Here is a 26,362-nt window from a genome sequence, read left to right on the forward strand (position 1 = left end):
AAGCCATAGAAACATGAATGTCACCTATTTGAATGACGACGATCTCGACTTTCTTCAGCATTGCAGTGAGGAACAGCTCGCCAATATTACCCGCCTGCTTACACATAATGAAAAGGGGAAAGCCCGTCTGTCGAGCGTTCTCAACCACAACGATTTATTTAAATCGATGGAAGGACATCCGGAACAGCACCGCCGCAACTGGCAACTGATCGCTGGCGAACTGCAGCATTATGGGGGCGACAGCATTGCCAATAAACTCCGTGGACATGGAAAACTGTATCGGGCGATTTTGCTGGACGTTTCGAAGCGTCTGAAGATTAAAGCTGATAAAGAGATGTCCACGTTCGAAATTGAACAGTCTCTGCTGGAGCACTTTTTACGCAATGCCTGGCAAAAAATGGATGCAGAGCACAAGCAAGAATTTCTGCAGGCGGTCGATGCAAAAGTTTATGAACTGGAAGAACTGCTACCGTTATTATTGAAGGATCGTCACCTGGCAAAAGGCGTTTCTCACCTGCTCTCCGGCCAGTTAACCAAAATTCTGCGAACCCACGCCGCCGTCAGCGTAATCGGGCACGGGTTACTGCGCGGGGCCGGACTTGGCGGCCCGGTAGGTGCGGCCTTAAACGGGGTTAAAGCGGTAAGCGGCAGCGCCTATCGCGTGACGATCCCAGCGGTACTCCACATCGCCTGCCTGCGCAGAATGCTCAACCACACACAAGCGTGATGACCATCACAGGGAAAATAATTCGTTTTCCCTTCGTTAGATCATAGACAGTGCCCTCTCCCCTGATTATTATGCCGCGCCCCGAAGACAGCGATCGTTATTCGGGGAAACTATTTCACCATTCAATCAATGATGATTTTGAGGAATTATGGGCAACACTAAGTTGGCTAATCCGGCACCGCTGGGCCTGATGGGCTTTGGCATGACCACCATTCTGCTTAACCTGCACAACGCGGGTTTCTTCGCTTTAGATGTTATTATTCTGGCGATGGGCATTTTCTACGGCGGTATCGCGCAAATTTTTGCCGGTCTGCTGGAATATAAAAAAGGCAACACCTTCGGTTTAACCGCCTTTACCTCCTACGGTTCGTTCTGGCTGACGCTGGTTGCGATCCTGCTGATGCCGAAAATGGGCCTGGCAGATGCAACAAATGGTCAGTTCCTGGGCGCTTACCTGGGTCTGTGGGGCGTGTTCACTCTGTTCATGTTCTTCGGTACGCTGAAAGCCGCGCGCATGCTGCAGTTCGTATTCCTGAGCCTGACCGTGCTGTTCGCCCTGCTGGCCGTTGGCAACATTGCAGGTAACGAAGCAATCATTCACGTAGCGGGTTGGGTTGGCTTAGTGTGTGGCGCAAGCGCCATTTACCTGGCGATGGGTGAAGTGCTGAACGAACAGTTTGGCCGCACCATCCTGCCGATTGGTGAAGCGCACTAATCTGCCTTTATCCCCCCGCAAGGGGGGATAATCCTTACAGACGCTGTAACGCTGCCTGTACGTTCGAATCGCGATGATAAATATCCTGACGCAGCCAAATCCCCAGCCCTAATCCTACCAGCGAAAGCGCCAGTACGTACCAGGCCGGAGCCATTGGCGACACACTCATCAACACCGTTACTGCGATTGGTGTCAAACCACCGAAAATGGCATACGAGACGTTATAGGAAAAGGAGATACCGGTAAAACGGACTTCCGCCGGAAACGCCCGCACCATCACGTAAGGCACTGCGCCGACCACGCCAACGCATAACCCCACCAGCCCGTATAACAGGAACAAGTGCTGAGGATGGCTGCCGGTCAGGTGATAGAAAAACCAGCTCGAACAGGCCAGCAACAGGCTGCCGACAATAAAGATTTTGCTGGCACCGACCCGGTCGACAATAAACCCAGCCAGCAAACAACCGACGCACAGCATAATGGTGGCGACGCTGTTCGCCTGTAACGTCAGCGCAGGGGCAAAACCATACTGTTTTTGCAGCCAAACGGGGGACATCAGGATCACCACCACAATCCCGGCTGAGAGCAGCCAGGTCAGTAGCATTGACACCACCACCGCTTTTTTATGTTTGCTCACCACCGACTTCACCGGCAGCTCTTGCGCCAGGGCTTTACGCTGCTGCATTTCAAGAAAAATGGGCGTCTCCTGCAGCCAGCGGCGCAGATACATTGCCACCAGCCCAAACGCGCCCCCCAACAGGAAAGGGATACGCCAACCATAGTCATGCACCGCCTGCTGCGTAAAGCTGGTGTTCACCAACGTCGCGACTACCGACCCCAGCAGAATTCCCACCGTTAGCCCGGCGGTCAGCGTTCCGCAGGCGATGCCGATGCGACGCTCCGGTACATGTTCCGCCACGAACACCCACGCGCCCGGCACTTCGCCCCCAATGGCTGCGCCTTGCAAAATACGCATCAGCAGTAATAGCAACGGCGCGACGATCCCCATTGAGGCGTAAGTGGGTAGCAAACCAATTGCCAGTGTCGGTATCGCCATCAGTAAAATGCTCAGGGTGAACATTTTCTTGCGCCCGACCAGATCGCCAAAGTGCGCCATGATAATGCCGCCCAGCGGACGCGCCAGATAGCCCGCGGCAAAAATACCGAAGGTTTGCACCTGACGTAGCCATTCCGGTATGTCAGCGGGGAAGAAGAGCTCGCCAACAACAGCGGCAAAGAAGACAAAGATAATGAAATCATAAAACTCAAGCGCCCCACCGAGGGCAGCAAGCGTAAGGGTTTTATAATCCTGGCGATTCAGCGGTCGAGTGTGTTGTGACATAGCAAACCATCAGTCAGTGGAGTTATTGAATCTGTCTGTCGATATATGTAAAGCAAAAATTACTATATCGTAAACAATTCAATACTCCACTGTCATTGGCACTTATGCCACGATCGGGCTACTTTCAGGCGTTTGTATCGCGTATTGCGCTTTTCGGACGAAAAGATGCTACGACAGCCGGTGCGGTTTCGACATACGGCCCATCCAATAGCTGTATACAATACGGTACACTTGCAAAAATGCCCGGCACGATAACCTTACCGTCAGCATCTTTTACGCCTTCCAGCGTTTCTTTGATCGATTTCGGCTGCCCTGGCAGGTTCAGGATCAGCGCCTGTTTACGAATCACGCCGACCTGACGAGAGAGGATCGCTGTTGGCACAAAGTGCAGACTTATCTGGCGCATCTGTTCGCCAAAGCCCGGCATCTGACGGTCAGCGACGGCAAGCGTAGCATCGGGTGTCACGTCGCGACGTGCCGGACCCGTTCCGCCGGTTGTCAGCACCAGATGGCAGCTCATTTCATCCACCAGTTCGCATAAGGTCTGTTCGATGATCGCCTGTTCATCCGGGATCAACCGCGTTTGCAGTTCAAAGGGGGTGGTAAGGGCAGACGCCAGCCACTCTTCCAGGGCCGGGATACCTTTATCCTGGTAAACGCCGCTGGAAGCACGGTCAGAAATGGACACCAGGCCAATGCGTAAAGTATTCATGATTATTCCGTTTAAACAGTCTCGTTAAACAGAATGATACACTGCGAAAGGAAGGACAGACAGGTTTCAGAAGAGGTAGCGTGACCCCTATCAGGGCCACGCTCTAATGATTACAGCAGATCGCCGATCATTTTTTCCAGTTTACCCTGGTCTACAGCAAACTTACGGATACCGTCCGCCAGTTTGTCTACAGCCATCGGATCCTGGTTGTGCTGCCACAGGAACTCAGCTTCGGTGATGCGTGCAGGACGCGCTTTCACTTCACCGGAGAAGGACAGTTTACGTTCGATAGCGCCTTCGCTTTCCGCCAGCTCTTTCAGCAGTGCCGGAGCAATCGTCAGACGATCACAGCCTGCCAGCTCAATAATTTCGCCGATGTTACGGAAGCTCGCGCCCATGACTACGGTTTCGTAACCGTGCTGTTTGTAGTACTCGTAAATTTCCGTTACGGAAACCACACCCGGATCTTCTGCCGGTGCGTACTCTTTCTTGTCAGTATTGGCTTTGTACCAGTCAAGAATACGGCCAACGAACGGAGAAATCAGGTATACGCCAGCTTCAGCACATGCACGCGCCTGCGCGAAGGAGAACAGCAGAGTCAGGTTACAGTTGATGCCTTCTTTTTCCAGCTGCTCAGCGGCACGGATACCCTGCCAGGTTGAAGCCAGTTTAATCAGAATGCGATCGTTGCTGATGCCAGCATCGTTGTACAGTTTGATCAGGCGTTTTGCTTTCGCGATAGACGCGTCGGTGTCGTAGGACAGGCGAGCATCAACTTCAGTAGAGATACGACCCGGGACCAGTTTCAGGATCTCCAGACCGATATTGACTGCCAGTTTGTCAGTCGCGTCGACGACCTGTTGTGCGCGGTCGTTGCTCTGCTGCTTAGCCCATGCCACAGCGTCATCGATCAGCTTGCGGTATTCCGGGATCTGCGCTGCGTTAAGAATGAGAGAAGGGTTAGTTGTGGCATCCTGAGGCTGATACAGCTTCATTGCCGCGATGTCTCCGGTGTCGGCCACTACTGTGGTGAACTGACGAAGGGAGGTCAATTTGTCCGTCATGATAGCGATTCTCTTTAAACAGCTTGTTAGGGGGATGTAACCGATCTTCCCTGATGATAGCACGACGCACTCTCAGCGCAACCGCCGGGATTGTCCAACTCACTGCTCATTCCCGATTACGCATCTTAAAGCCCCTGATGCGCAATTAAGGGTTATCCCCATTGTTATGGTAAACTCCCGCAATCAATCTCCTGACAAGGTATATACTGTTCGATAATTGGTAGCGCTTACATGGGAATATTAGCGCGTACCGGCATCAACAAGAGGGATGTTAATGCCTGATTTTTTCTCATTTATTAATGAAATACTCTGGGGATCGGTGATGATCTACCTCCTGCTTGGCGCAGGATGTTGGTTCACCTGGCGTACCGGGTTCGTGCAGTTCCGCTACATTCGCCATTTTGGCAAAAGTCTTAAAAACAGCATTAGCCCGCAGCCGGGTGGCTTAACCTCGTTTCAGGCATTGTGTACCAGTCTTGCCGCGCGTATCGGTAGCGGAAACCTCGCCGGTGTTGCCCTGGCGATCGCCGCTGGCGGCCCTGGAGCCGTTTTCTGGATGTGGGTTTCAGCGGTCATTGGTATGGCAACGTCATTCGCCGAGTGCTCACTCGCGCAACTGTATAAAGAACGCGATAGCAAAGGACAGTTCCGCGGTGGCCCTGCGTGGTATATGGCACGTGGGTTGGGCATGCGCTGGATGGGCGTCCTTTTTGCCCTCTTTTTGCTTATCGCATACGGCCTGATTTTTAACAGCGTACAGGCAAACTCTGTCTCCCGCGCATTGGCATTTGCGTTCGACATCCCTCCCCTCACTTCCGGCATCACTTTGGCGATACTGTCATTCCTGGTGATCATTGGCGGTATTAAAGGTGTTGCCCGTCTGATGCAATGGTTTGTGCCGATGATGGCACTGCTGTGGGTTGGATGTAGCATCATCATCAGTCTGTGGCATATCGGGCAGCTTCCCGACATTATCGTCATCATTATAAAAAGCGCCTTTGGCTGGCAAGAAGCCGCAGCGGGTGCGGCCGGGTATACGCTGAGTCAGGCCATTGCCAGCGGTTTTCAACGCGGTATGTTCTCTAATGAAGCGGGGATGGGCTCAACCCCTAACGCAGCAGCTGCAGCCGCCTCCTGGCCACCGCATCCGGCGGCACAAGGCATTGTGCAAATGATTGGGGTATTAGGCGACACTCTCGTTGTCTGTACGGCCAGCGCGATGATTATTCTGCTGGCAGGCAGTGGCGCCAGCTATGTGCCCATGGAAGGCATCCAGTTACTCCAGAAAGCAATGGTAACGCTGACGGGAGAATGGGGAGCCGGATTTGTGGCTTTTATTGTGATTCTGTTTGCCTTTAGCTCGATCGTCGCCAACTACATCTATGCGGAAAACAATCTCGTCTTCCTGAAACTGGACAATATGCGCGTCATCTGGCTGTTGCGCATCGCCACCGTTAGCACCGTTATCGGCGGAACGTTAGTCAGCTTCCCGCTGGTCTGGCAGTTGGCCGATATCATTATGGCTTGTATGGCCATCACTAACCTGACAGCGATTCTGCTGCTTTCTCCGGTTGTCCATACCATCGCCAGCGACTATCTGCGCCAGCGTAAACTTGGCGTAAGACCGGAATTTGATCCGCGTCGTTATCCTGATATCAGACAACAGCTTGCGCCCGAAAGCTGGGATGAAACGCCGCGCGGATAGCGCGGCAATCGCAACCATCGATCAATTCTGTCGTTTTTTTTGCTAAAGTCGCAGTAAATTTCCTGCAAGGACTGGATATGCTGATTCTGATTTCACCTGCAAAAACGCTCGACTACCAAAGTCCGCTGGCTACCACACGCCATACGCAGCCTGAACTGCTGGACCACTCCCAGCAGTTAATCCACGTGGCGCGTCAGCTCTCTGCGCCGCAGATCGGCAAGCTGATGGGAATTAGCGATAAGCTGGCGGATCTCAACGCGACCCGTTTCCATGACTGGCAGCCTGACTTCACCCCGGAAAATGCGCGCCAGGCTATTCTGGCATTCAAGGGCGACGTGTATACCGGACTGCAGGCTGAAACCTTCAGCGAGGCGGATTTCGATTTTGCTCAGCAGCACTTACGCATGCTGTCCGGGCTGTATGGTGTTCTGCGCCCGCTGGATTTGATGCAACCCTACCGTCTGGAGATGGGCATTCGTCTGGCCAATGCGAAGGGTAAAGATCTCTACCAGTTCTGGGGAGATACCATCACCGATAAACTTAACGAAGCGCTGGAAGCGCAAGGCGACAGCGTGGTGATTAATCTCGCTTCGGATGAGTATTTTAAATCCGTGAAGCCGAAAAAGCTCAATGCCGAGCTGATTAAGCCTGTCTTCCTTGACGAGAAGAACGGCAAGTTCAAAGTCATCAGCTTCTATGCCAAGAAAGCGCGCGGCCTGATGAGTCGCTACATCATTGAAAACCGCTTAACACAGCCAGAACAGTTGACCGCTTTTAACAGCGAAGGCTATTTCTTTGATGAAGAGGCATCACGGAAAGGTGAACTGGTGTTCAAGCGTCACGAGCAGTAGTGTACATGCCGGATGGCGGCTAACGCCTTATCCGGCCTACAGGTTTTGTAGGCCCGCTAAGCAAAGCGCCAGCGGGCACCACCGTTAACTGCGGGTCATCATCAGCTTACGCAGTTGCGCAAAATCAGCAGGCAAATGATGAGAGAGCAGCGGTAAGTCTGCACGTTCCGCCAGCTCTTTTGGTAGATCCAGCGTGACATTCAGAATCTGTTCAACGCTTTCTTTAAATTTCGCCGGATGTGCGGTGCCAAGGAACAGGCCATATTCGCCCGGGTTCAACTGGTCACGCAGTACACGATATGCCACCGCAGCATGCGGTTCAGAGGTGTAGCCTAACTCATGCAGCTCACGCATCGTGTCCTGCGTCGTGGCATCGTCAACGGCGGCGTAACCCAGCTCATTCAGACGCCATATTTTACGGCGGAACAGTTCCTCCACTCGCGGCCAGTTGTTTGGCTGGCTGACATCCATCGCATTCGACAACGTTGCCTGGGTCGCTTTCGGCGCCCACTCGCCTTCGGCAAGAAAGCGCGGAACCGTATCGTTAACGTTAGTTGCCGCAATAAAGCGCTTCACCGGCAAGCCCAGTGATTTCGCCAGCAGACCGGCTGTCAGGTCGCCAAAGTTACCGCTGGGAACAGAAATAACCAGTTGGTTACGCGCTTCCTGCGGCAGTTGAGCCACGGCCTCGAAGTAGTAACAGATTTGCGCCAGCAGACGGCTGATGTTGATTGAGTTAGCCGAATTCAGCCCCAGAGCCATCTTCAGCTCTTCATCATCAAACGCCTGTTTCACCAGAGCCTGGCAGGCATCAAAGTCACCATCAATCGCAACGGTTTGAATATTGCCACCCAGCGTACAAAACAGTTTTTCTTGTAATGGACTGATCTTGCCATTTGGGTAGAGGATCACCACACGCACATTTTTCAGGCCATAAAAAGCATGTGCAACTGCTGCCCCGGTGTCTCCGGATGTCGCAGTCAGGATAGTCACCGGTTTGTCGCCGCTGATATGCGTCAGCATTTGCGCCATAAAGCGCCCGCCAAAATCTTTAAACGCCAGTGTCGGACCATGGAACAGCTCCAGACAGCCGACATCACCTTCGACCTGAGCGACAGGTGCCGGGAAGGTAAACGCCGCACGCACACGCTCTTCCAGGATCTCTTGTGGGATCTCCGTGCCAATAAATGCGGAAAGGATCTTAGCGCTGCGGCTAACGAAGTCCTGGTTCAGCATCTCATCCACTTCTGTCAGACTAAATTCCGGCAGATCGTGCGGAAAAAACAATCCCTGATTCTTGCCAAGCCCTTGCGTGACGGCCTGCGCAAAGCTGACCTGTTCGTTGTGATCTTTCAGATTATAGAGTTTCATTGATTATCCCAGTACCCGTGCGCCCGCCGTGTCCAGCCGGCAAATATGAACAAAGCCTTCCTGATTTTGTAGGTAATTTTTACCCAGCCAGTCTGCTACGCGCTGTGCCGTATCCGGCTTATCGCATAAGGCGAACAGCGTCGGACCTGATCCGGAAATGCCGCTGGCCAGCGCGCCGATTTCCGCTACCGCCTGACGCGCCTGACTAAAGCCAGGCAGCAAGCGGGTACGGTACGGCTCAGCAATAACATCTTTCATCAGCTTCGCGGCAAGCCCCGGCTGACGGGAATAGCAGGCGTGGATAAACCCAGCCAGATGCCGCCCGTGGGCAATACAGTCCTGACGACGATATTGCGCAGGTAAAATCGCCCGCGCTTCTGCCGTCGACACTTTAATCCCCGGATACGCCAGTACCCACAGCCACTCATCAAAGCCTGGCACCTGCTGGCTGATAATGCCGTTTTCTTCGATCATTAACTGCATGCCGCCCAAAAAGCACGGGGCGACATTATCGTAGTGAATACTGCCGGAGATACGCCCTTCCAGTTCACCCATAATCGCCAACAGTCGCGTATCGTTGAGCGGTTTACCGCAATATTCGTTCATCGCCACCAGTGCGGCCACAACGGAACAGGCGCTGGAGCCTAACCCGGAACCAATCGGCATATTTTTTTCCAGCGTCATTGCCACCGGAACGCTTTTACCCAGCTCCTGACAAAAACGCTCCCAGCACTGGTAGACGATATTTTCCCGCGGCGCTGACGGAAGCTTATTCGCAAAGCGCCCAAGGTTGTTCAGGCTGAACTGGTCTGCCGCCTCGACGGACACCACATCTCCCAACAGCGAACCGTCTACCGGGGTTACCGCCGCCCCGAGCACATCAAACCCGACGCTCATATTGGCACTGGAAGCCGGGGCATAAACTCTCACCATGTCAGACTCCTAACTTCCATGAAAGGGTGCGAAGAAGATCGGCAAATACACCTGCCGCGGTGACATCATTACCCGCACCGTATCCGCGCAGCACCAGCGGTAATGGCTGATAGTAATGGCTGTAGAACGCCAGCGCATTTTCACCATTTTTCACTTTGAACAGCGGATCGTTGCCGTCTACTGCCTCTATTTTCACGCGACAGACGCCGTCTTCTTCAATATTGCCAACATAGCGCAATACTTTTCCCTCATCACGAGCTTTCGCCACGCGCGCGGCAAAGACGTCATCCAGCTGCGGCAATTTCGCCATAAACGCGGATACATCACCGGAATCATCAAACTCTTTTGGCAGAACTGGCTCAATGACCACGTCTGAAAGCTCCAGCTCACGACCGGTCTCACGGGCGAGGATCAGCAGCTTACGTGCCACATCCATGCCGGAAAGATCGTCACGCGGATCGGGTTCGGTGTAACCCAGTTCACGCGCCAGGGTGGTGGCCTGAGAGAAGCTCATCCCCTCATCCAGCTTGCCGAAAATAAATGACAGCGAGCCGGAAAGAATGCCGGAGAAACGCTGTAGTTCATCACCTGCGCTGAGCAGGTTTTGCAGGTTTTCAATTACCGGCAAGCCCGCGCCCACGTTGGTGTCGTAGAGGAATTTACGCCGGGACTTCGCGGCGGCAAAACGCAACTGATGGTAGTAATCCATCGACGAGGTGTTGGCCTTTTTGTTCGGCGTAACCACATGGAAGCCTTCGCGCAGAAAATCAGCATATTGATCCGCCACCGCCTGGCTAGACGTACAGTCGACGATCACCGGATTAAGCAAATGATATTCTTTCACCAGGCGAATTAAGCGCCCAAGGTTGAATGGCTCTTTCGCGCTTTCCAGTTCCGCCTGCCAGTTTTCCAGATTCAAACCATGGACGTTGGTCAGCAAGGCCTTCGAGTTCGCCACACCGCACACGCGCAGATCGATATGTTTGCCCTTCAACCAGCTTTGCTGGCGCTTGAGCTGCTCAAGCAGTGCTGAACCCACCCCGCCTACGCCAATGACAAACACTTCAATCACCTGGTCGGTGTTGAACAGCATCTGATGGGTGACGCGTACGCCAGTGGTGGCATCGTCGTTATTCACCACCACCGAAATAGAACGCTCAGACGACCCCTGGGCGATGGCCACGATATTGATGTTGGCGCGGGCCAGCGCGGCAAAGAATTTCGCCGAGATGCCGCGCAGCGTGCGCATGCCATCACCCACAACCGAGATGATCGCCAGACGCTCAGTCACCGCCAGCGGCTCCAGCAGGCCTTCTTTCAGTTCGAGATAGAATTCATCCTGCATCGCGCGTTGCGCACGCGCGCAGTCGCCCTGCGGAACGCAGAAGCTGATGCTGTATTCAGAAGAAGACTGCGTGATCAGCACCACCGAGATGCCCGCACGCGACATCGCGGCAAAAACGCGCGCCGCCATGCCTACCATGCCTTTCATTCCAGGGCCGGAGACGCTAAACATCGCCATGTTATTGAGGTTAGAAATACCTTTTACCGGCAAATCGTCTTCATCACTGCTGGCGCCGATCAACGTGCCAGGCGCTTGTGGATTGCCGGTATTTTTAATCAGGCACGGGATCTGGAACTGGGCAATTGGGGTAATGGTGCGCGGATGCAGAACTTTGGCGCCGAAGTAAGAAAGCTCCATCGCTTCCTGATAAGACATCGACTTCAGCAGTCGGGCATCGGGTACCTGGCGCGGATCGCAGGTATATACGCCGTCGACATCGGTCCAGATCTCACAACAGTCCGCGCGTAAACAGGCAGCCAGCACAGCGGCAGAGTAGTCAGAGCCATTGCGCCCCAACACCACCAACTCACCTTTTTCATTCCCGGCAGTAAAGCCTGCCATCAAAATCATATGATCTGCTGGAATACGACTGGCGGCAATGCGGCGCGTAGATTCGGCGATATCAACGGTAGATTCGAGGTAATGGCCTACCGCCAGCAATTTCTCGACCGGATCGATAACGGTAACGTGATGACCGCGTGCTTCCAACAGGCCTGCCATGATAGCGATCGACATTTTTTCGCCACGGCAAATAAGCGCAGCGTTAATGCTGTCCGGGCACTGTCCCAGCAGGCTGATGCCATGCAGGACATGTTTAATCTGGGCGAATTCTTGTTCAACAAAGGCTTTGAGCGGAGCCAGCGGAAAACCCGGCTGCGCGGCGGCCAAACCCGCCAACAGCTCAGAGAAAATACGTTCGGCGTCGCTGATATTGGCTAAAGCATCCTGACCACCGATGGTCTTCTCAATCATCGCCACCAGATGGTTGGTAATTTTTGCGGGGGCAGAAAGAACCGTCGCGACCTGCCCCTGTCTGGCATTGCTTTCCAGAATATCGGCTACCCGCAGAAAGCGTTCTGCATTTGCCACTGATGTACCGCCGAACTTCAACACTCGCATGGTTTACCTCATTGCCTTTGGTCGAAAAAAAAGCCCGCACTGTTTAGGTGCGGGCTTTTTCTTGTGTTTCCTGTACGCGTCAGCCCGCACCGTTACCTGTGGTAATGGTGATGGTTGTGGTAATAGTGATGCTGATGCGTTTCATGATGTTGTGTGCTCTGTAATTATTTATGACCTGTCTTGTATTCTTTTAGGGTTAAAGTATCTGCTGACCTAAGTCAATAAATTTTTAAATTGATCACATTCCGAAACTTGTTCACGAGCGACTGCTTGCCCTTTTACTTTCAACCAATACAGCGTGTCCCGCCCACTTGAAACCAGAATAAAACACCACACAACAAAAACAGACCAACACTTTATTTTGTTAGTTTTTTTTCTATATCATGTAAAAAACGGTGCAACATTGCCGTGTCTCGCTGTCCTAACAGACCCATTCGCTGTTGCAGCCAGTCCGTCAACTTAATGTCGTCAGAAACGTTCAACGTGGCTAATAATTGCAAAACCCGGGCACGTAACGCCTGCAGCTGAAGCTCATCCGTCACCTCAATGTTTTTTGCCGGTTGTTGTATTAAACCTGCTAATTGATAGCAATACACCATCACCGCCTGACCCAAATTGAGTGAAGGATAGTCAGCCACCATCGGCACGCCGGTTAGCACATCCGCTAGCGCCAACTCTTCGTTTGTCAGGCCTGAATCTTCACGACCGAACACCAACGCGGCGTGATCCATCCACGTTGATTTTTCCTGCAACAGGGGAACCAGCTCGACCGGAGTGGCGTAATAATGGAACTTCGCGCGACTACGCGCCGTGGTGGCAATGGTAAAATCAACGTCGTGCAACGCATCGGCTAACGTTGGAAAAACGTTAATATTATCAATAATGTCACCTGAACCATGTGCCACCCATCGCGTCGCAGGCGCCAGATGAGCCTCGCTATCAACGATCCGCAATTGCGTGAATCCCATGGTTTTCATAGCACGAGCTGCCGCGCCAATATTTTCGGCTCTGGCTGGAGCAACCAGAATAATTGTTAAACGCATTTTGATACTCTTTTTAACCGGCCTGTAGATAATTATGTGATGTGCATCAACATATTACGCAGCGCGAATTTACATATTTTTAACAGAAATCACTGAAAAAGCATTTCACATTCAGTAAAAAATGCTAAACTATTTCCTGCATGTACTATTGCTTTTTATGTTAACAGAAGTTGCATATCCTTCTGTTTATCCATGATAATTTGATTTAGAATGGTTCTCATAGATTGGATTCATTACATTTATTAATTAGCGCGTGCAACTAGTTGTAATATTGCAATTTTGTGATGAAAGCTACCATTTAGATACGTTGATTTCATCAAACTGTTAACGTGCTACAATTGAACTTGATATATGTCAACGAAGCGTAGTTTTATTGGGTGTCCGGTACGTCTTAGCCTGTTATGTTGCTGTTAAAATGGTTAGGATGACAGCCGTTTTTGACACTGTCGGGTCCAGAGGGAAAGTGCCCACGACCAAGCTAATGATGTTGTTGACGTTGATGGAAAGTGCATCAAGAACGCAATTACGTACTTTAGTCATGTTACGCCGATCATGTTAATTTACGACATGCATCAGGCAGGTCAGGGACTTTTGTACTTCCTGTTTCGATTTAGTTGGCAATTTAGGTAGCAAACATGCAGACCCCGCACATTCTTATCGTTGAAGACGAGTTAGTAACACGTAACACGTTGAAAAGCATTTTCGAAGCGGAAGGCTATGATGTATTCGAGGCGACAGATGGCGCGGAAATGCATCAGATCCTCTCTGAATATGACATCAACCTTGTGATTATGGATATCAATCTGCCAGGTAAAAATGGCCTGCTGTTAGCGCGCGAACTTCGCGAACAAGCTAACGTTGCACTGATGTTCCTGACGGGCCGTGATAACGAAGTCGATAAAATTCTCGGCCTCGAAATCGGCGCTGACGATTACATCACCAAGCCGTTTAACCCACGCGAACTGACTATCCGTGCTCGTAACCTGCTGTCCCGTACCATGAATCTGGGCACAGTGAGCGAAGAGCGTCGTAGCGTCGAAAGCTACAAGTTCAATGGCTGGGAGCTGGACATCAATAGCCGCTCTCTGATTGGCCCTGACGGCGAGCAGTATAAACTGCCACGTAGCGAATTCCGTGCCATGCTTCACTTCTGCGAGAATCCGGGCAAGATCCAGTCTCGCGCAGAACTGCTGAAAAAAATGACCGGTCGCGAACTGAAGCCGCATGACCGTACCGTTGACGTAACAATCCGCCGTATTCGTAAGCACTTCGAATCCACGCCGGATACACCAGAAATCATCGCTACCATTCACGGTGAAGGTTACCGTTTCTGCGGCGACCTGCAGGATTAATGTCATCCTGACTGGTATAAAAACGGCGCCTTATGCGCCGTTTTTCATTTCACTACGCCCCTATTTCCACAACCGTAATTCATCATCCTCAGTTGCGTTCTCCTTTTTGGGCTTTGGCTGTGCAAGCGCGTGCCAGTCAAGATGACGCGTCAGGAACATGACCCCACAAAGCGCCAGTAACAGCACACCCGTTCCCAGCAGTAACGCGCTGTCCTGTGAACGCAGCAGCACCCACATCACGCCATCCAATCCCAGCAATGCTGCGGTAAAAAACAGACTGTTACGCCATCCCTGTAGTATCGCCTGTAAATACACGCCGTTCATCAGCGCGCCAACCAGGCTGGCGACAATCCACGCGGCAGTAAAACCCACATGCTCCGACAGCGCCAATAACAACAAATAGAACATCACCAGTGATAATCCCACCAACAGATATTGCATCGGGTGCAGACGCAGGCTGGTCATACTCTCGAGCACAAAGAAAGACATGAAAGTCAGTGTAATCAATAAAATGGCATACTTTGTCGCCCGATCTGTCAGTTGATACTGATCCGCAGGCGTAGCCACAGCGACGCTAAATGCGGGCATCCCCAGCCATCCAATCTTCTCATCGCCGAAGCGTTCTCCCAGATTATTCGCGAACCAGCTACTTTGCCATTGCGCCTTAAACCCAGATTCACTGACTTCACGCTTAGCCGGAAGAAAATCACCGAGGAAATTAGGATGTGGCCAGTTGCTGGTTACAGTCATTTCGCTATTACGACCAACCGGGACGACAGAAAAATCACCGGTTCCACTCAGATTAAGCGACAACACGACGCTGAGATTTTTTTCCGCCCAGCCGGCATCCGGTAGCGGAATGTGGATCCCCTGAGCACGTCCATCCAGCCCCGTCCCCGGCTCAACCGCCAACGACGTTCCATTGACCTGTGGCGTATTTACCACGCCAATCCCGCGCGCATCGCCCACGCCAACCACAATAAACGGTTTGCCGACGCTGACATTGGGATGGTTTAAATCGCTCAACCGTTCAGCATTAAACTCGGCCTTCACCGATAAATCGTTGTGCCAGACCTGTCCTTCATAAATACCTATCTTACGCGCTTCAACGTTCTGGTTACCCTCAACAACCAGCGATTCCGGCAACCAGAAGTGGATGTAGCTCCGCTTTCGCGGGATCTGTTTGTCACCTTCCAGCTCGGTATACAGTTCCGTCACCGGGACGGCAATCAGCGGGCCTACCACCTTTTGCGGTCCGCTGGTGCTCTGTCGGATAGCATCTTCTACCTCACTACGATAGTCCGACCTCTCAACAATAATCTGCCTGACCATCGTCAGTGGAATTAACAGCAGCAGCATAGCGCCACCTAAGGTGACGATTTTCCAAAACAGGGGGGATTTAAACATAGCGTTCTCCTTTGCAATATCAGCAAGGTAAAACAGCTATGTGCGGGGAATTTGAAGTTATGTGAAGTAACGGTGAAGTGTAAACGAGGCCTGCGCCCCGCCTTCTGGTCGGTTGCATAACGTCACGTCACCTCGATGCAATCGCGCAACCTCACTGACAAACGCCAGCCCCAGCCCACTACTCTTATGCCCATTCTCGCGGGGCAGCGAATAGAAGCGATCAAAAATGCGCGGCAACGCAAAGTCAGGTATGCCACTGCCGTTATCACTGACCTGAATTGTGACGCGGTCCTCCTGCGGATGCGCGCTCAATACAATTGCCCCGTTCTCCGGCGTAAAATCGATGGCGTTATCCAGTAGATTACCCAACGCTTGCTCCAACAGTGCGGCATCGGCGGCAACCGTCAGCGATGAAGGTACAATGGTAAGCGTGATGTTTTTTGCGACCAGTTGCACGCTACGCGCCTCGTTAAGCTGGGTAAAAAGTGCATCTACCGCCACGGGCGTCAACGTAATGTCCTGTCGATTCTCCAGTCGCGCCTGGCGTAGCAGAGTTTCGACCAGCGCCTGCATGCGGGCATTCTGCGTCAAAATATTCTCGGTGAAACGTGCCACTACGTCAGGCGGAGGCCCTTCGCGCAAAATTTCAGCTGCACCGCGAATGGCCGCCAACGGGCTTTTCAGTTCATGCGTTAACGCATACACATATTGCTCAATATAATTCTTGCCCTCCAGCTTCAGACGCATACTTTCCAGCGCCTGCGCCAGTTTACGCAGCTCGCTGCTGCCTAAATCGGGCAATGGGACGGGGCGATTCTCGGTAACGGAGTCGGCATAACGTGCCAGCCGGGCAATCGAGCGATTTATCCACCATACCATCCCGACGCCAATCACTAAGGCGATGCCCAGCAATACGGCGCTGGCCCACAGCATCCGCCGTTCACTGCGTTTAATTACCGGCGCCATCGCTGCATTCGGCTTACCGACGCTCAGCACCCCGATAATACGCCCACCGTCAACGATCGGCGCGGCAACGTACATCACCGAACTTTCCGGATCGTCCGGGGTTTGCGGCGTGCTACGAGCGCCGTATTGCCCGCGTAACGTTAACCATACGTCGTTCCAACGGGAATAATCTTCGCCAACGGCTTTATTAGCGGAATCAAACACCACCTTGCCCTGCGCGTCCGTCATGTAGACATGGTATTCATTACGGACTTTGTTAATGCCGCTGATATTGGCGCGGAATGGGCGGTTATTCAGTTGCGAAAAGGCCTGCGCCAGCTTGCCGTTGGCGGGGGTGTCAGAGAGTAAGTCATCACGCGCCAGCGCAGCCAGCAGCGTGGCGGTATCAATCAATGTGCCTTCAGTCGCTCGACGGACGCCTGGCTTAATTTCCTGCACAAAGATCGACAGAACGAACCAGGCAGCGACGGCAACAATCAGAAAATAGCCGAGCAGCAAACGCATGCCAATGCGCATCAGACGCTCCTCAGGCTATATCCCATACCGCGATGCGTATTGATGGGGGAAAGCTCAGGATTGATCGCCCGCAGCTTGGCGCGCAGCGTTTTGATGTGGGTATCAACCGTTCTGTCAAAGGTGTCCTGCGCATCGGCCCAGACCGAATCCATCAACTGCTGGCGAGAGTAAATGCGCCCCGGCGACATCAGCAGCGTTTTCAGCAACAGAAATTCATAGCGCGTCAGGTTTAACGACGTACCGAACCAGGTAATCTGCGCGGCCAGCTCATTAAGTTCGAAATCCCCACAGCGCGTCGTTGATGAAGGCGCGGAGAATTTTTGCACCCGCCGCAGCAGCGTACGCACGCGGGCGCACACCTCGCGCGGCGAGAAAGGCTTGGCAACATAGTCATCCGCGCCAATTTCCAGTCCCAGCAGGCGATCCACCTCATCGCTGCGTGCGGTCAGAAAGAGGATCGGTAATGCCGGGTGGCGTTCCAGCAAGCGTCGACACAGTTCAAAACCACTGATATCCGGCAGCCCGACATCCAGAACGATCGCATCAGGGCATCGCTGGCGAGATTTTTCCAACACGGGTAACCCGCGCTCAAACGCTTCGACGCTAAAACCTTCCTGCTGCAGCATGTAGATAAGCGTATCCGCAATCCCCTGCTCGTCCTCAACCAACCAAATCAGCGCCTGTTGCATTTTGCCTACCTGTTATCGCTGCCACGGCATGATGGGTACCGCGCTGATAGCATTTTTGGGCGATCCATCAACCACCTTATCGGAATAGGCCAGATAGGCCAGCGTGTTGCGTTTCGCATCGTAAAAACGCACGACCTGTAAAGATTTAAACACCAGCGATGTCCGTTTCTTAAAGACCACTTCGCCCTGCGCTTTGCCGTTCTTGATTCTGTCGCTCAGTTCTACTGGCCCCACCTGCTGACAGGAAATGGCGGCATCGGAGGTATCTTCCGCCAGCCCCAGCCCACCTTTGATGCCGCCGGTCTTCGCCCGACTCACGTAGCAGGTCACATTGGTGACATCAGGATCATCAAATGCCTCGACCACAATTTTATGATCCGGTCCAAACATTTTGAACACGGTATCGACAGATCCAATCTGCTCCGCATGGGCAACCTGCGCCATCATCAGCAGAATTGAGGAAATGATTAAGCTCTTATATTTCATATTGTTACCATTTTTAAAAGTTACTCTGTGCAATTATTCGACATTCTAAGATAAAACGTATACAGATCACAGGATTACAATAATCACGCTTTCGTATGTTCGAAAAAAGCATTTATGAGCAAAAAAAACACTGAATGCTAAAACAGCAAAAAATGCTATTATCCTCATACCTGACGTCAGGTACTCGTTGTTGAAAGGATGAGGATATTTTATGGATCAGGCTGGCATTATTCGCGACCTCTTAATCTGGCTGGAAGGCCATCTGGATCAGCCTTTGTCGCTTGACAATGTGGCGGCAAAAGCAGGCTATTCCAAGTGGCATCTGCAGAGAATGTTCAAGGACGTGACGGGCCATGCTATTGGCGCCTATATCCGCGCCCGTCGTTTATCGAAGTCCGCAGTGGCGCTACGCCTGACTGCGCGTCCAATACTGGACATCGCCCTGCAGTATCGCTTTGACTCTCAACAAACCTTTACCCGCGCGTTCAAGAAACAGTTTTCTCAGACGCCTGCGCTGTATCGTCGTTCACCGGAATGGAGCGCTTTCGGTATTCGCCCGCCGATGCGCCTCGGGGAATTTGCCATGCCAGCGCATGAATTCGTAACGCTGGAAGATACACCACTGCTGGGTACCACGCAGAGTTATTCCTGCTCGCTTGAGCAGATTTCAGATTTCCGTCATGAAATGCGGATCCAGTTCTGGCGCGACTTCCTTGCTCATGCTCCTGCGATCCCGCAGGTTCTGTACGGACTCAATGAAACGCGCCCCAGCATTGAGAAAGATGACGAACAGGAAGTGTTTTATACCACCGCGCTCACACCAGAGCAGGCCAACGGATACGTGCAGTCGGCGCAACCCATCCTGTTACAGGGCGGCGAATATGTGATGTTTACCTATGAGGGTCTGGGGACGGGCGTGCAGGAGTTTATCCTGACGGTTTACGGCACATGCATGCCAATGCTGAACCTGACGCGCCGTAAAGGGCAGGATATCGAGCGATACTACCCGGCAGAAGATGCCAAAGCGGGAGATCGCCCGATCAACCTGCGCTGCGAATTCCTGATTCCGATTCGCCGCTAACGCTGCAGTTCATCCAACGCAGGGGCGTCCAGATGAGAGATGTCCCCTGCCGTTTCAACGACCCATCCCGGCGCCAGCCACAAACTTTCCTGATAATCGACGCGAGAAATAGAACAGTTGCGCAGACGCAGGCGACGTTCAGCCCATGCTGGTAATCCCAGAATCGTACTCACCAGGCAACCCAGCGCGATACCATGACTGACCAGCAGCGGACGACTCCCCGGCGGCAGTTCCAGACAGGATGCCAGCGCCGCGTTAACGCGATCGCTCAGTTCCTGCATCGATTCCCCTTCAGGAATACGACCATCCACCGTACCGTTCACCAACTGGCGACGCCAGCCCTCTTCCTCCGGCGTCAACGTATCGATATGGCGTTGCTCCAGCACGCCCATATTCAGTTCGCGCAAACGAGAGTCATAGGTGATATCACAGCCGCAGGCCTGGGCGATGATTTCTGCGGTGCGTCGTGTACGACCTAAATCGCTACTGATGACATGCGTAATACCAAACGAGCGGGCGCGTTCACCCACCTGCATGGCTTGCTGCTCACCTTTAGCGGTCAGTGGGCTGTCTGACTGGCCTTGAATACGTCGCTCGGCGTTCCACTGCGTTTCGCCATGGCGAACAAGGTATACCTGTAACATGCTTTTTTTCCGTTATATACTCGTCGTACTTTGAGTAGACTCTGCGATGAATTTTCAAACTGAGCTTAATTATGCACAAGGTTATCTCTGCGACCACCAATCCTGCCAAAATTCAGGCAATTCTGCGGGCATTTGAAGAGATTTTCGGGGAAGGATCCTGCCATATTGAACCCGTCGCCGTCGAGAGTGGCGTGCCGGAACAGCCTTTCGGAAGCCAGGAAACGCGCACTGGCGCACGAAATCGCGTTGATAACGCGCGTCGTCTGCACCCGCAGGCTGATTTCTGGGTCGCGATTGAAGCGGGAATCGACGATGACGCCACCTTCAGTTGGGTGGTGATTGATAACGGCGTCCAGCGCGGTGAAGCCCGTTCAGCCACGTTGCCATTGCCTGCTGTCATTCTCGACAGAGTACGCCTGGGTGAAGCGCTCGGCCCGGTAATGTCGCAGTACACGGGCATTGACGAGATCGGCCGTAAAGAGGGCGCAATCGGTGTCTTTACCGCGGGCAAGCTGACGCGCTCAAGCGTCTACCACCAGGCGGTGATTCTGGCGCTCAGTCCGTTTCATAACGCGGTGTATTTATAGCATTGTGCCGGATGTTCAATCGTAGGCCGGATAAGGCAAAGCCACATCCGGCGGATCAATTTTTCCCGAGCAACACCTGCTCCAGCCAATGACGCAGATCCACCGGTGCGGATTTGAGGCTGTTTGAACCCCGCGTAATGGTGGCAATCCCCGCCCCAAGCTCATTTTTCAGCTCGCGCTGGCTCATCTCGCCGCGCAGCAGCTCTTCTATGATCCGCACGCGCGTGCCCAACGCTTCGCGCTCATCCGGCGTTAACATCAAGTTGAGCAGCGGCAGGTGTAAGTCTTGTTCATAGGCGTGTTTAAGCAGATCGACAAAACGTAACCACTCCTGGTGACGCTGTTCTGCCATCTCTGCTGAATAGGGTGATTGCTGAGTCATAAGTTATCGCCATCGTTGCGGGGGGAAGCGTGCTTGCTTCCCCCTTTGTACTCTTTAACGAGTACAATAGCATAACACAACCGACACGATCAGTAACGACGTTGCCATTCTGCGTCGCTCATCAATTCCGGTTGATCGCCGAGGAAATAGCGATAGTACGCATCGTAAGCCAGCACGTTCTTCACATAGCCCCGCGTTTCTGAGAACGGAATGCTCTCGACAAACGCGACGGCATCGATACGGCCCGCGCTATTGCCAAGCCAGGTACGAACGCGCCCCGGTCCGGCGTTATAAGCCGCCGATGCAAAAATGCGGTTATTGCCGAATTGCTGATACACATACTGTAAATAGCTGGTACCAATGTTGATGTTGGTATCAGGATCCAGTAGCTGGCTCGGGCTGCTGTAACCTGGAATCGAGAACATTTTCACCGTATGCGTCGCCGTGCCCGGCATAATCTGCATCAGTCCGCTGGCGCCAACCGGCGATTTCACCTTTGGATTCCAGGCGCTTTCCTGACGTGCTATCGCCATCGCATAGCTTGGCGGAATATCCTTGCCGCTGGTATAGCGGGTAAACAGATCCTTGTAGGCCAGAGGGAAACGCTCTTCCAGATGATCCCACAGCTTACCGGCGATCGTCGCCTGTACGCTTAGATCCCACCAGTGATTGTTGAACGCGTAACGCGCCAACTGAGCCTGCTCGGACTTGGTACGGCTGGTGACCAGATTCGCCCACTCACTGCGCGCGGTATTGTCCATGTTCCAGTACATTAGCTCGCGTACGCGCGCCATTTCTGGCCCCTGAGTTAGCGTAGAGTCAACGTTGTCCGGCGCTTTATCCACTTTCAGCACGTACTCTTCGCCCAGGCGCTGTGCCGCCACCATCGGATAGAAACCGCGCTGCTGCATGAGTTGGTGCAGGATCTCTTTGGCTTCCGCATCGCGTCCGCGCTCCAGCAGCAGATCCGCTTGCCAGTAGCGCCACTCATCTTTTTCTTTGGCTTCCATTGGCAGACGCGCCAGCCAGGTATTCAGGCCACGGCGATCGCCGGTTCCCAGCGCCATGCGCACACGCCGCTCCACAAGCGTTGTGGAATTCGAGCGCATAATGGCATCATCGCGCCATTTGGCCTGCTCGTCGGTCACATCATTACCCATCAGGCGCCAGGCAACAATATCGCGCAGCTCCTGGGTTTGCTCGTCATTCAGCTGCTGCGCCTGCACCAGCGAGGGGATCATCAGGCGGGCGTTTTCCGCATCCTGACGCGCCACGCTGGCAAAAGCCACCGCCGCCATCTGGCGCGTAAAATCTGTTGCTCCGGTTGTCCGCGCAAAGGTCATTACCGAATTCGGATCGTTGGCCAGCGCGATGATCGCTGAAGCGATGGTTTGATATTCTGCGGGCATCTGTCCGGCCAACGCCGTGACCAGCCCGGTATTCCCGGCTTTCATCGCCAGACGAATACGCTCCAGATACGCCAGCGGATCCTGGGTGCCTGAAGCCCGCCATACGCCGAATAATTTGTCACAGGCGTTCGGCTGACTTTTTCCGCTCAGCCACAGTTCTTTCGCCCCCTGCCAGGCTTCTTCAGTTTGTCCGGTACTCCATTTCGCGAAGTAATAGTTACATTGCGCTTCGGTGGTGCCCGGTTTTTCCGGACTGAACGCCAGCAGCCCACGCCAGTCTTCGCGGCGCGCCAGTTCATTCACGAAACGCGATTGCAAAGTACGCGCGGGCGGCAGCGTCGGGTTGGCGCGCACAAAATTGGTGACGGTAATGGTCGGCTGATTCATCAGATCGTCAGTAATCTGGCGATATTCCAGATACGGATACAGAGGATAGTTCTTCAGGCCAGGCATCATCTGCTCGACGACATCCATCTGTCGGTTATCCCAGGCCTGCTTAATTTGCGCATAGCGATTGCGCTGCTCATCCAGGGAATCCGCTCGCGCTACTTGACTGACCGTCAGCAGACATACGCTGGCAGCCAGCAGGCGCCAGGTAAATTGTTTGGCTTTGTCCACAAGCTCTTCCTCTTGTCGTTTACGTCTGTGCAGCATCGTGCCGCTTAATTCATTCATGCTAACCAGACATTGCAGAATGCGCCACGTCACGGACACTTTTTTACTTTTGTTGCGAGTGAGATCTGCTGGCTGGGATTGAGCAATGAAAAAGGCTACACTTCGCCTTTGAAAACTCTACTCATCACTATAAAAGAGGCGAAGTCCACGTGGCTCAATTCGTTTATACCATGCATCGTGTCGGCAAAGTCGTTCCGCCGAAACGTCATATTCTTAAAAACATCTCACTGAGCTTCTTCCCTGGCGCCAAAATCGGTGTACTCGGTCTGAACGGTGCGGGTAAATCTACCCTGCTGCGCATCATGGCTGGTATTGATACCGATATCGAAGGGGAAGCTCGCCCACAGCCTGGCATTAAAATCGGTTACCTGCCGCAGGAACCGAAACTGAACCCGGAACATACCGTTCGCGAATCCGTTGAAGAAGCGGTTGCCGAAGTGGTTAACGCGCTGAAAGGCCTGGATGAAGTGTACGCGAAGTACGCCGAACCGGACGCTGACTTCGATAAGCTGGCCGCGCAACAGGGCAAGTTTGAAGAGATCATTCAGGCGCACGACGGTCATAATCTGAATGTACAGCTCGAACGCGCCGCCGATGCCCTGCGTCTACCGGACTGGGATGCCAAAATTGAGAAGCTCTCCGGTGGTGAACGCCGCCGCGTCGCGCTGTGCCGCCTGCTGCTGGAAAAACCAGACATGCTGCTGCTCGACGAACCGACTAACCACCTGGATGCCGAATCCGTCGCGTGGCTGGAACGCTTCCTGCATGACTTTGAAGGCACCGTGGTGGCGATTACCCACGACCGTTACTTCCTCGACAACGTTGCCGGCTGGATCCTGGAACTTGACCGCGGCGAAGGCATTCCGTGGGAAGGCAATTACTCCTCCTGGCTGGAGCAGAAAGATCAGCGTCTGGCCCAGGAAGCCTCTCAGGAAGCGGCTCGCCGTAAATCCATTGAGAAAGAGCTGGAGTGGGTTCGTCAGGGCGCGAAAGGCCGTCAGTCTAAGGGCAAAGCCCGTCTGGCACGCTTTGAAGAGCTGAACAACACCGAATACCAGAAACGTAACGAAACCAACGAACTGTTTATTCCGCCAGGACCTCGTCTGGGTGATAAAGTCGTTGAAGTGACCAATCTACGTAAATCCTACGGCGATCGCGTACTGATTGACGATTTGAGCTTCTCAGTACCAAAAGGGGCAATTGTCGGTATCATCGGCCCGAACGGTGCAGGTAAATCCACCCTGTTCCGCATGATGTCCGGTCAGGAACAGCCTGATAGCGGCACCATTGAGCTGGGTGAAACCGTGAAGCTGGCGTCTGTTGACCAGTTCCGTGATGCCATGGACAACAGCAAAACCGTGTGGGAAGAAGTGTCCGGCGGGCTGGATATCATGCGTATCGGCAACACCGAAATGCCAAGCCGCGCCTACGTAGGCCGCTTTAACTTCAAAGGTGTGGATCAGGGCAAACGCGTCGGCGAACTGTCCGGCGGTGAGCGTGGTCGTCTGCACCTGGCGAAGCTGCTGCAGGTTGGCGGCAACATGCTGCTGCTCGATGAACCGACCAACGACCTGGATATCGAAACCCTGCGCGCGCTGGAAAACGCCCTGCTGGAGTTCCCGGGCTGCGCGATGGTTATCTCGCACGACCGTTGGTTCCTTGACCGTATCGCGACCCACATCCTGGATTATCAGGATGAAGGTAAGGTGGAATTCTTCGAAGGTAACTTTACCGAATACGAAGAGTACAAGAAACGCACGCTGGGTGCGGATGCGCTGGAGCCGAAGCGTATCAAGTACAAGCGTATTTCTAAGTAATTAGCGCTAAGCGCCGGATGCTGGCGTGATGCTTTATCTGGCCTACGAGGTTAGTGCGACTTGTAGGCCGGATAATCGCAGCGCCATCCGGCATTTAAACTATCTCTGTTCGCCCATCAACTCTTTCACCAACTCCACGCAGCGCAGGAAGCGACCATCGTAGTCCGGGTCCTGAACGTGCACAAAATTGATATTGTTCTCCTGCAGCATCTCGACCAGCAGCGTCTGAAACGCTTTTCTGTCAACTGAGCTGCCAAGGCTGCGCAAGCCATCTGCCACCCACGGGGTGTTGTTTTCCAGCAGGATCACCAGGTCAAAGCGATACTCATCAATCAACGCCTGCACAAACGGGTGTTCACGCCCTTCATATTTTTTGCAGAAAGCCTGAGTGGTCACGAAATCGGTGTCGATGAACGCCACTTTATTTGCATACTTAACTGCAAAATCAATGTATTGCGCTTGTCCCAGAGCGATTTTATCGTAGTCGGAATATTGTAACGCCATCTCATCACCACCCAAATGGGAAAAGACGTAATCACGCCCATATTCCCACGCACTGGTGGTGTTGAAGATATTGGCGAGCTTATTCACCAGCGTCGATTTACCGCTCGACTCCCCGCCGAGGATCGCCACGGTGCGCACGAAAAACGGCTTCACTTCAGTCGGGATATATTCCCAGTAGCGAAACGGGTTCTCACGGATTTGCCCGCCGCTGATGCTCATAAACGTCCGTTTGGGATCAACCAGTACCGTTTCAATGCCCAGATGTTCAAGATATTGCGGAGCATCAGATTCTTCAGAGGTGTAGATCCAGTTTGGCTGGATCCCTTTCTCCTGCATAAACGTTTTGATGCCGTTGCTCCACACATCCCAACCGTGCGGATAAGGCTCCATGCCTTCCTCATTGAAGGCATGGATACGGATGTTTTTCTGATATTTGAAGGTCTGCAACAGCCAACGCAGACGATCGGGAACCGTGGGTTGTTGTGACATGGCGCTGTCTTCAAACAGGCTTCTATCGCGCGTGTCGTCATAGCCCATAATGATATGCAGTTCATCTACCTGGCTACAGGCGCGCTGGATAAGATAGATATGGCCGGTATGCAGCGGATAAAACTTACCGAATACCACACCGATATTTTTCTGCTGACGCGGAAACTCCAGTCCGAGAAAACGGTGCAACGCCTCCAGCTTTTGCGCGCTGGGGCTTTTGATTTTGGCATTCAGCAGTTGGCTTAGATATCCCTTGGTCATGCCACTGGCATCCGCCACCTGTTGCAGGGTACAGCCCTTTTGCTTAATGGCGGTTTTCAGATAATCAAATGACACAAGAGCCTCCTGCTGAAAAAACATGTAACAATGCCTGATGGCGCTGCGCTTATCAGGCCTACAACATCAATCCGTAGGCCGGATAAGACGCATTG

Annotated in this window: 25 protein-coding genes and 1 other annotated feature; of the genes, 8 read left to right on the forward strand and 17 right to left on the reverse strand. The window is 53.1% G+C overall.

Going from position 1 to position 26,362, the window contains the following annotated elements:
* The first annotated feature begins 13 nt into the window (after positions 1–13).
* Positions 14–727 carry an acidic protein MsyB gene (gene msyB, locus I6L54_RS21335; protein ID WP_040230191.1) on the forward strand — a complete coding sequence of 238 codons (714 nt, stop codon included), beginning with the start codon at positions 14–16 and terminating at the stop codon, positions 725–727.
* Positions 728–875: 148 nt separating this feature from the next.
* Entirely contained in the window at positions 876–1,442 is a 567-nt protein-coding gene (gene satP / locus I6L54_RS21340) for an acetate uptake transporter (RefSeq protein ID WP_003018969.1), read from the forward strand.
* A gap of 34 nt (positions 1,443–1,476) precedes the next feature.
* On the opposite strand, the gene I6L54_RS21345 is transcribed toward satP, so the two are convergent.
* The 3 genes from I6L54_RS21345 to tal form a co-directional block, all read right to left on the reverse strand.
* Positions 1,477–2,784, reverse strand: coding sequence for an MFS transporter (locus I6L54_RS21345; protein ID WP_040230192.1), 1,308 nt, complete (start codon positions 2,782–2,784; stop codon positions 1,477–1,479).
* Between the two features lie 124 nt (positions 2,785–2,908).
* A complete protein-coding gene (gene mog, locus I6L54_RS21350; RefSeq protein WP_003018973.1) occupies positions 2,909–3,496 on the reverse strand; it encodes a molybdopterin adenylyltransferase in 588 nt (195 codons plus the stop codon).
* 110 nt (positions 3,497–3,606) lie between these two features.
* Positions 3,607–4,560, reverse strand: coding sequence for a transaldolase (gene tal, locus I6L54_RS21355; protein ID WP_005124064.1), 954 nt, complete (start codon positions 4,558–4,560; stop codon positions 3,607–3,609).
* Positions 4,561–4,834: 274 nt separating this feature from the next.
* Here tal and I6L54_RS21360 point away from each other — a divergent pair, with 274 nt between their 5' ends.
* Positions 4,835–6,265, forward strand: a complete 1,431-nt coding sequence (locus I6L54_RS21360) for an alanine/glycine:cation symporter family protein (protein ID WP_005124062.1) — start codon at positions 4,835–4,837, stop codon at positions 6,263–6,265.
* 77 nt (positions 6,266–6,342) lie between these two features.
* The gene (gene yaaA / locus I6L54_RS21365) at positions 6,343–7,116 is read left to right on the forward strand and encodes a peroxide stress protein YaaA (RefSeq protein WP_005124060.1); all 774 of its coding nucleotides are present in this window, start codon (positions 6,343–6,345) and stop codon (positions 7,114–7,116) included.
* 84 nt (positions 7,117–7,200) lie between these two features.
* Here yaaA and thrC read toward each other — a convergent pair whose 3' ends face one another.
* The 6 genes from thrC to yjjY all read right to left on the reverse strand — a co-directional run bounded on the left by thrC (position 7,201) and on the right by yjjY (position 13,467).
* Positions 7,201–8,487, reverse strand: coding sequence for a threonine synthase (gene thrC, locus I6L54_RS21370; RefSeq protein ID WP_005124058.1), 1,287 nt, complete (start codon positions 8,485–8,487; stop codon positions 7,201–7,203).
* 3 nt (positions 8,488–8,490) lie between these two features.
* Positions 8,491–9,420, reverse strand: coding sequence for a homoserine kinase (gene thrB / locus I6L54_RS21375; protein WP_005124056.1), 930 nt, complete (start codon positions 9,418–9,420; stop codon positions 8,491–8,493).
* 1 nt (position 9,421) lies between these two features.
* Entirely contained in the window at positions 9,422–11,884 is a 2,463-nt protein-coding gene (gene thrA, locus I6L54_RS21380; RefSeq protein WP_040230194.1) for a bifunctional aspartate kinase/homoserine dehydrogenase I, read from the reverse strand.
* 23 nt (positions 11,885–11,907) lie between these two features.
* Positions 11,908–12,034: a sequence feature (Thr leader region), on the reverse strand.
* Positions 11,964–12,029, reverse strand: coding sequence for a thr operon leader peptide (gene thrL, locus I6L54_RS21385; protein ID WP_032337689.1), 66 nt, complete (start codon positions 12,027–12,029; stop codon positions 11,964–11,966). (Overlaps the previous feature by 66 nt.)
* 206 nt (positions 12,035–12,240) lie before the next feature.
* Positions 12,241–12,927 carry a tRNA/rRNA methyltransferase gene (locus tag I6L54_RS21390; RefSeq protein WP_040230195.1) on the reverse strand — a complete coding sequence of 229 codons (687 nt, stop codon included), beginning with the start codon at positions 12,925–12,927 and terminating at the stop codon, positions 12,241–12,243.
* Positions 12,928–13,326: 399 nt separating this feature from the next.
* Positions 13,327–13,467, reverse strand: coding sequence for a YjjY family protein (gene yjjY, locus I6L54_RS21395; protein ID WP_001541509.1), 141 nt, complete (start codon positions 13,465–13,467; stop codon positions 13,327–13,329).
* 95 nt (positions 13,468–13,562) lie between these two features.
* Between yjjY and arcA the strand changes: the two genes are divergently transcribed.
* The gene (arcA, locus tag I6L54_RS21400) at positions 13,563–14,279 is read left to right on the forward strand and encodes a two-component system response regulator ArcA (protein WP_001194359.1); all 717 of its coding nucleotides are present in this window, start codon (positions 13,563–13,565) and stop codon (positions 14,277–14,279) included.
* Between the two features lie 60 nt (positions 14,280–14,339).
* Here arcA and creD read toward each other — a convergent pair whose 3' ends face one another.
* From creD to creA, 4 genes are read right to left on the reverse strand one after another with little or no spacing between them, the layout of a single operon-like run.
* A complete protein-coding gene (gene creD / locus I6L54_RS21405; protein WP_005123959.1) occupies positions 14,340–15,686 on the reverse strand; it encodes a cell envelope integrity protein CreD in 1,347 nt (448 codons plus the stop codon).
* A 57-nt stretch (positions 15,687–15,743) separates the two neighbouring features.
* The gene (gene creC, locus I6L54_RS21410) at positions 15,744–17,168 is read right to left on the reverse strand and encodes a two-component system sensor histidine kinase CreC (RefSeq protein ID WP_005123957.1); all 1,425 of its coding nucleotides are present in this window, start codon (positions 17,166–17,168) and stop codon (positions 15,744–15,746) included.
* Positions 17,168–17,857 (reverse strand): two-component system response regulator CreB, encoded by a 690-nt coding sequence (creB, locus tag I6L54_RS21415; protein WP_005123955.1) that lies wholly within the window; start codon positions 17,855–17,857, stop codon positions 17,168–17,170. The genes creC and creB overlap by 1 nt, the downstream gene beginning before the upstream one ends.
* 12 nt (positions 17,858–17,869) lie before the next feature.
* Positions 17,870–18,343 (reverse strand): protein CreA, encoded by a 474-nt coding sequence (gene creA / locus I6L54_RS21420; RefSeq protein ID WP_005123953.1) that lies wholly within the window; start codon positions 18,341–18,343, stop codon positions 17,870–17,872.
* Positions 18,344–18,554: 211 nt separating this feature from the next.
* Between creA and robA the strand changes: the two genes are divergently transcribed.
* A complete protein-coding gene (robA, locus tag I6L54_RS21425) occupies positions 18,555–19,424 on the forward strand; it encodes an MDR efflux pump AcrAB transcriptional activator RobA (protein WP_040230196.1) in 870 nt (289 codons plus the stop codon).
* On the opposite strand, the gene gpmB is transcribed toward robA, so the two are convergent.
* Positions 19,421–20,068, reverse strand: a complete 648-nt coding sequence (gene gpmB, locus I6L54_RS21430) for a 2,3-diphosphoglycerate-dependent phosphoglycerate mutase GpmB (protein ID WP_005123948.1) — start codon at positions 20,066–20,068, stop codon at positions 19,421–19,423. The two genes, robA and gpmB, sit on opposite strands and share 4 nt — an antisense overlap.
* 71 nt (positions 20,069–20,139) lie before the next feature.
* Here gpmB and yjjX point away from each other — a divergent pair, with 71 nt between their 5' ends.
* Positions 20,140–20,655, forward strand: a complete 516-nt coding sequence (gene yjjX, locus I6L54_RS21435) for an inosine/xanthosine triphosphatase (RefSeq protein WP_005123947.1) — start codon at positions 20,140–20,142, stop codon at positions 20,653–20,655.
* A 55-nt stretch (positions 20,656–20,710) separates the two neighbouring features.
* On the opposite strand, the gene trpR is transcribed toward yjjX, so the two are convergent.
* Positions 20,711–21,037 (reverse strand): trp operon repressor, encoded by a 327-nt coding sequence (trpR, locus tag I6L54_RS21440; RefSeq protein ID WP_005123945.1) that lies wholly within the window; start codon positions 21,035–21,037, stop codon positions 20,711–20,713.
* A gap of 89 nt (positions 21,038–21,126) precedes the next feature.
* Positions 21,127–23,064, reverse strand: a complete 1,938-nt coding sequence (gene sltY, locus I6L54_RS21445; protein WP_005123943.1) for a murein transglycosylase — start codon at positions 23,062–23,064, stop codon at positions 21,127–21,129.
* A gap of 206 nt (positions 23,065–23,270) precedes the next feature.
* On the opposite strand from sltY, the gene ettA reads away from it, so the two are divergent.
* Positions 23,271–24,938, forward strand: coding sequence for an energy-dependent translational throttle protein EttA (gene ettA / locus I6L54_RS21450; RefSeq protein WP_005123940.1), 1,668 nt, complete (start codon positions 23,271–23,273; stop codon positions 24,936–24,938).
* Positions 24,939–25,037: 99 nt separating this feature from the next.
* Here the strand turns inward: ettA and nadR are convergent, their stop codons facing one another.
* On the reverse strand, positions 25,038–26,267 hold the full coding sequence (nadR, locus tag I6L54_RS21455; protein ID WP_371414855.1) for a multifunctional transcriptional regulator/nicotinamide-nucleotide adenylyltransferase/ribosylnicotinamide kinase NadR: 1,230 nt from the start codon (positions 26,265–26,267) through the stop codon (positions 25,038–25,040).
* Positions 26,268–26,362: the final 95 nt, after the last annotated feature.

Origin of the sequence: Citrobacter pasteurii (genome assembly GCF_019047765.1) — a bacterium.
In the GTDB taxonomy this organism is placed as follows: Bacteria; Pseudomonadota; Gammaproteobacteria; order Enterobacterales; family Enterobacteriaceae; genus Citrobacter; species Citrobacter pasteurii.

Bases quoted from the DNA above. Each gene is read 5' to 3' on its own strand.
- I6L54_RS21390 (WP_040230195.1), bottom strand. From the start codon at position 12,927: ATGCGTTTAACAATTATTCTGGTTGCTCCAGCCAGAGCCGAAAATATT.
- creB (WP_005123955.1), bottom strand. From the start codon at position 17,857: ATGCAACAGGCGCTGATTTGGTTGGTTGAGGACGAGCAGGGGATTGCG.
- thrA (WP_040230194.1), bottom strand. From the start codon at position 11,884: ATGCGAGTGTTGAAGTTCGGCGGTACATCAGTGGCAAATGCAGAACGC.
- robA (WP_040230196.1), top strand. From the start codon at position 18,555: ATGGATCAGGCTGGCATTATTCGCGACCTCTTAATCTGGCTGGAAGGC.
- satP (WP_003018969.1), top strand. From the start codon at position 876: ATGGGCAACACTAAGTTGGCTAATCCGGCACCGCTGGGCCTGATGGGC.
- yjjX (WP_005123947.1), top strand. From the start codon at position 20,140: ATGCACAAGGTTATCTCTGCGACCACCAATCCTGCCAAAATTCAGGCA.
- creC (WP_005123957.1), bottom strand. From the start codon at position 17,168: ATGCGCATTGGCATGCGTTTGCTGCTCGGCTATTTTCTGATTGTTGCC.
- gpmB (WP_005123948.1), bottom strand. From the start codon at position 20,068: ATGTTACAGGTATACCTTGTTCGCCATGGCGAAACGCAGTGGAACGCC.
- creA (WP_005123953.1), bottom strand. From the start codon at position 18,343: ATGAAATATAAGAGCTTAATCATTTCCTCAATTCTGCTGATGATGGCG.
- mog (WP_003018973.1), bottom strand. From the start codon at position 3,496: ATGAATACTTTACGCATTGGCCTGGTGTCCATTTCTGACCGTGCTTCC.
- thrB (WP_005124056.1), bottom strand. From the start codon at position 9,420: ATGGTGAGAGTTTATGCCCCGGCTTCCAGTGCCAATATGAGCGTCGGG.
- thrC (WP_005124058.1), bottom strand. From the start codon at position 8,487: ATGAAACTCTATAATCTGAAAGATCACAACGAACAGGTCAGCTTTGCG.
- yaaA (WP_005124060.1), top strand. From the start codon at position 6,343: ATGCTGATTCTGATTTCACCTGCAAAAACGCTCGACTACCAAAGTCCG.
- tal (WP_005124064.1), bottom strand. From the start codon at position 4,560: ATGACGGACAAATTGACCTCCCTTCGTCAGTTCACCACAGTAGTGGCC.
- I6L54_RS21345 (WP_040230192.1), bottom strand. From the start codon at position 2,784: ATGTCACAACACACTCGACCGCTGAATCGCCAGGATTATAAAACCCTT.
- msyB (WP_040230191.1), top strand. From the start codon at position 14: ATGAATGTCACCTATTTGAATGACGACGATCTCGACTTTCTTCAGCAT.
- creD (WP_005123959.1), bottom strand. From the start codon at position 15,686: ATGTTTAAATCCCCCCTGTTTTGGAAAATCGTCACCTTAGGTGGCGCT.
- trpR (WP_005123945.1), bottom strand. From the start codon at position 21,037: ATGACTCAGCAATCACCCTATTCAGCAGAGATGGCAGAACAGCGTCAC.
- arcA (WP_001194359.1), top strand. From the start codon at position 13,563: ATGCAGACCCCGCACATTCTTATCGTTGAAGACGAGTTAGTAACACGT.
- I6L54_RS21360 (WP_005124062.1), top strand. From the start codon at position 4,835: ATGCCTGATTTTTTCTCATTTATTAATGAAATACTCTGGGGATCGGTG.
- yjjY (WP_001541509.1), bottom strand. From the start codon at position 13,467: ATGACTAAAGTACGTAATTGCGTTCTTGATGCACTTTCCATCAACGTC.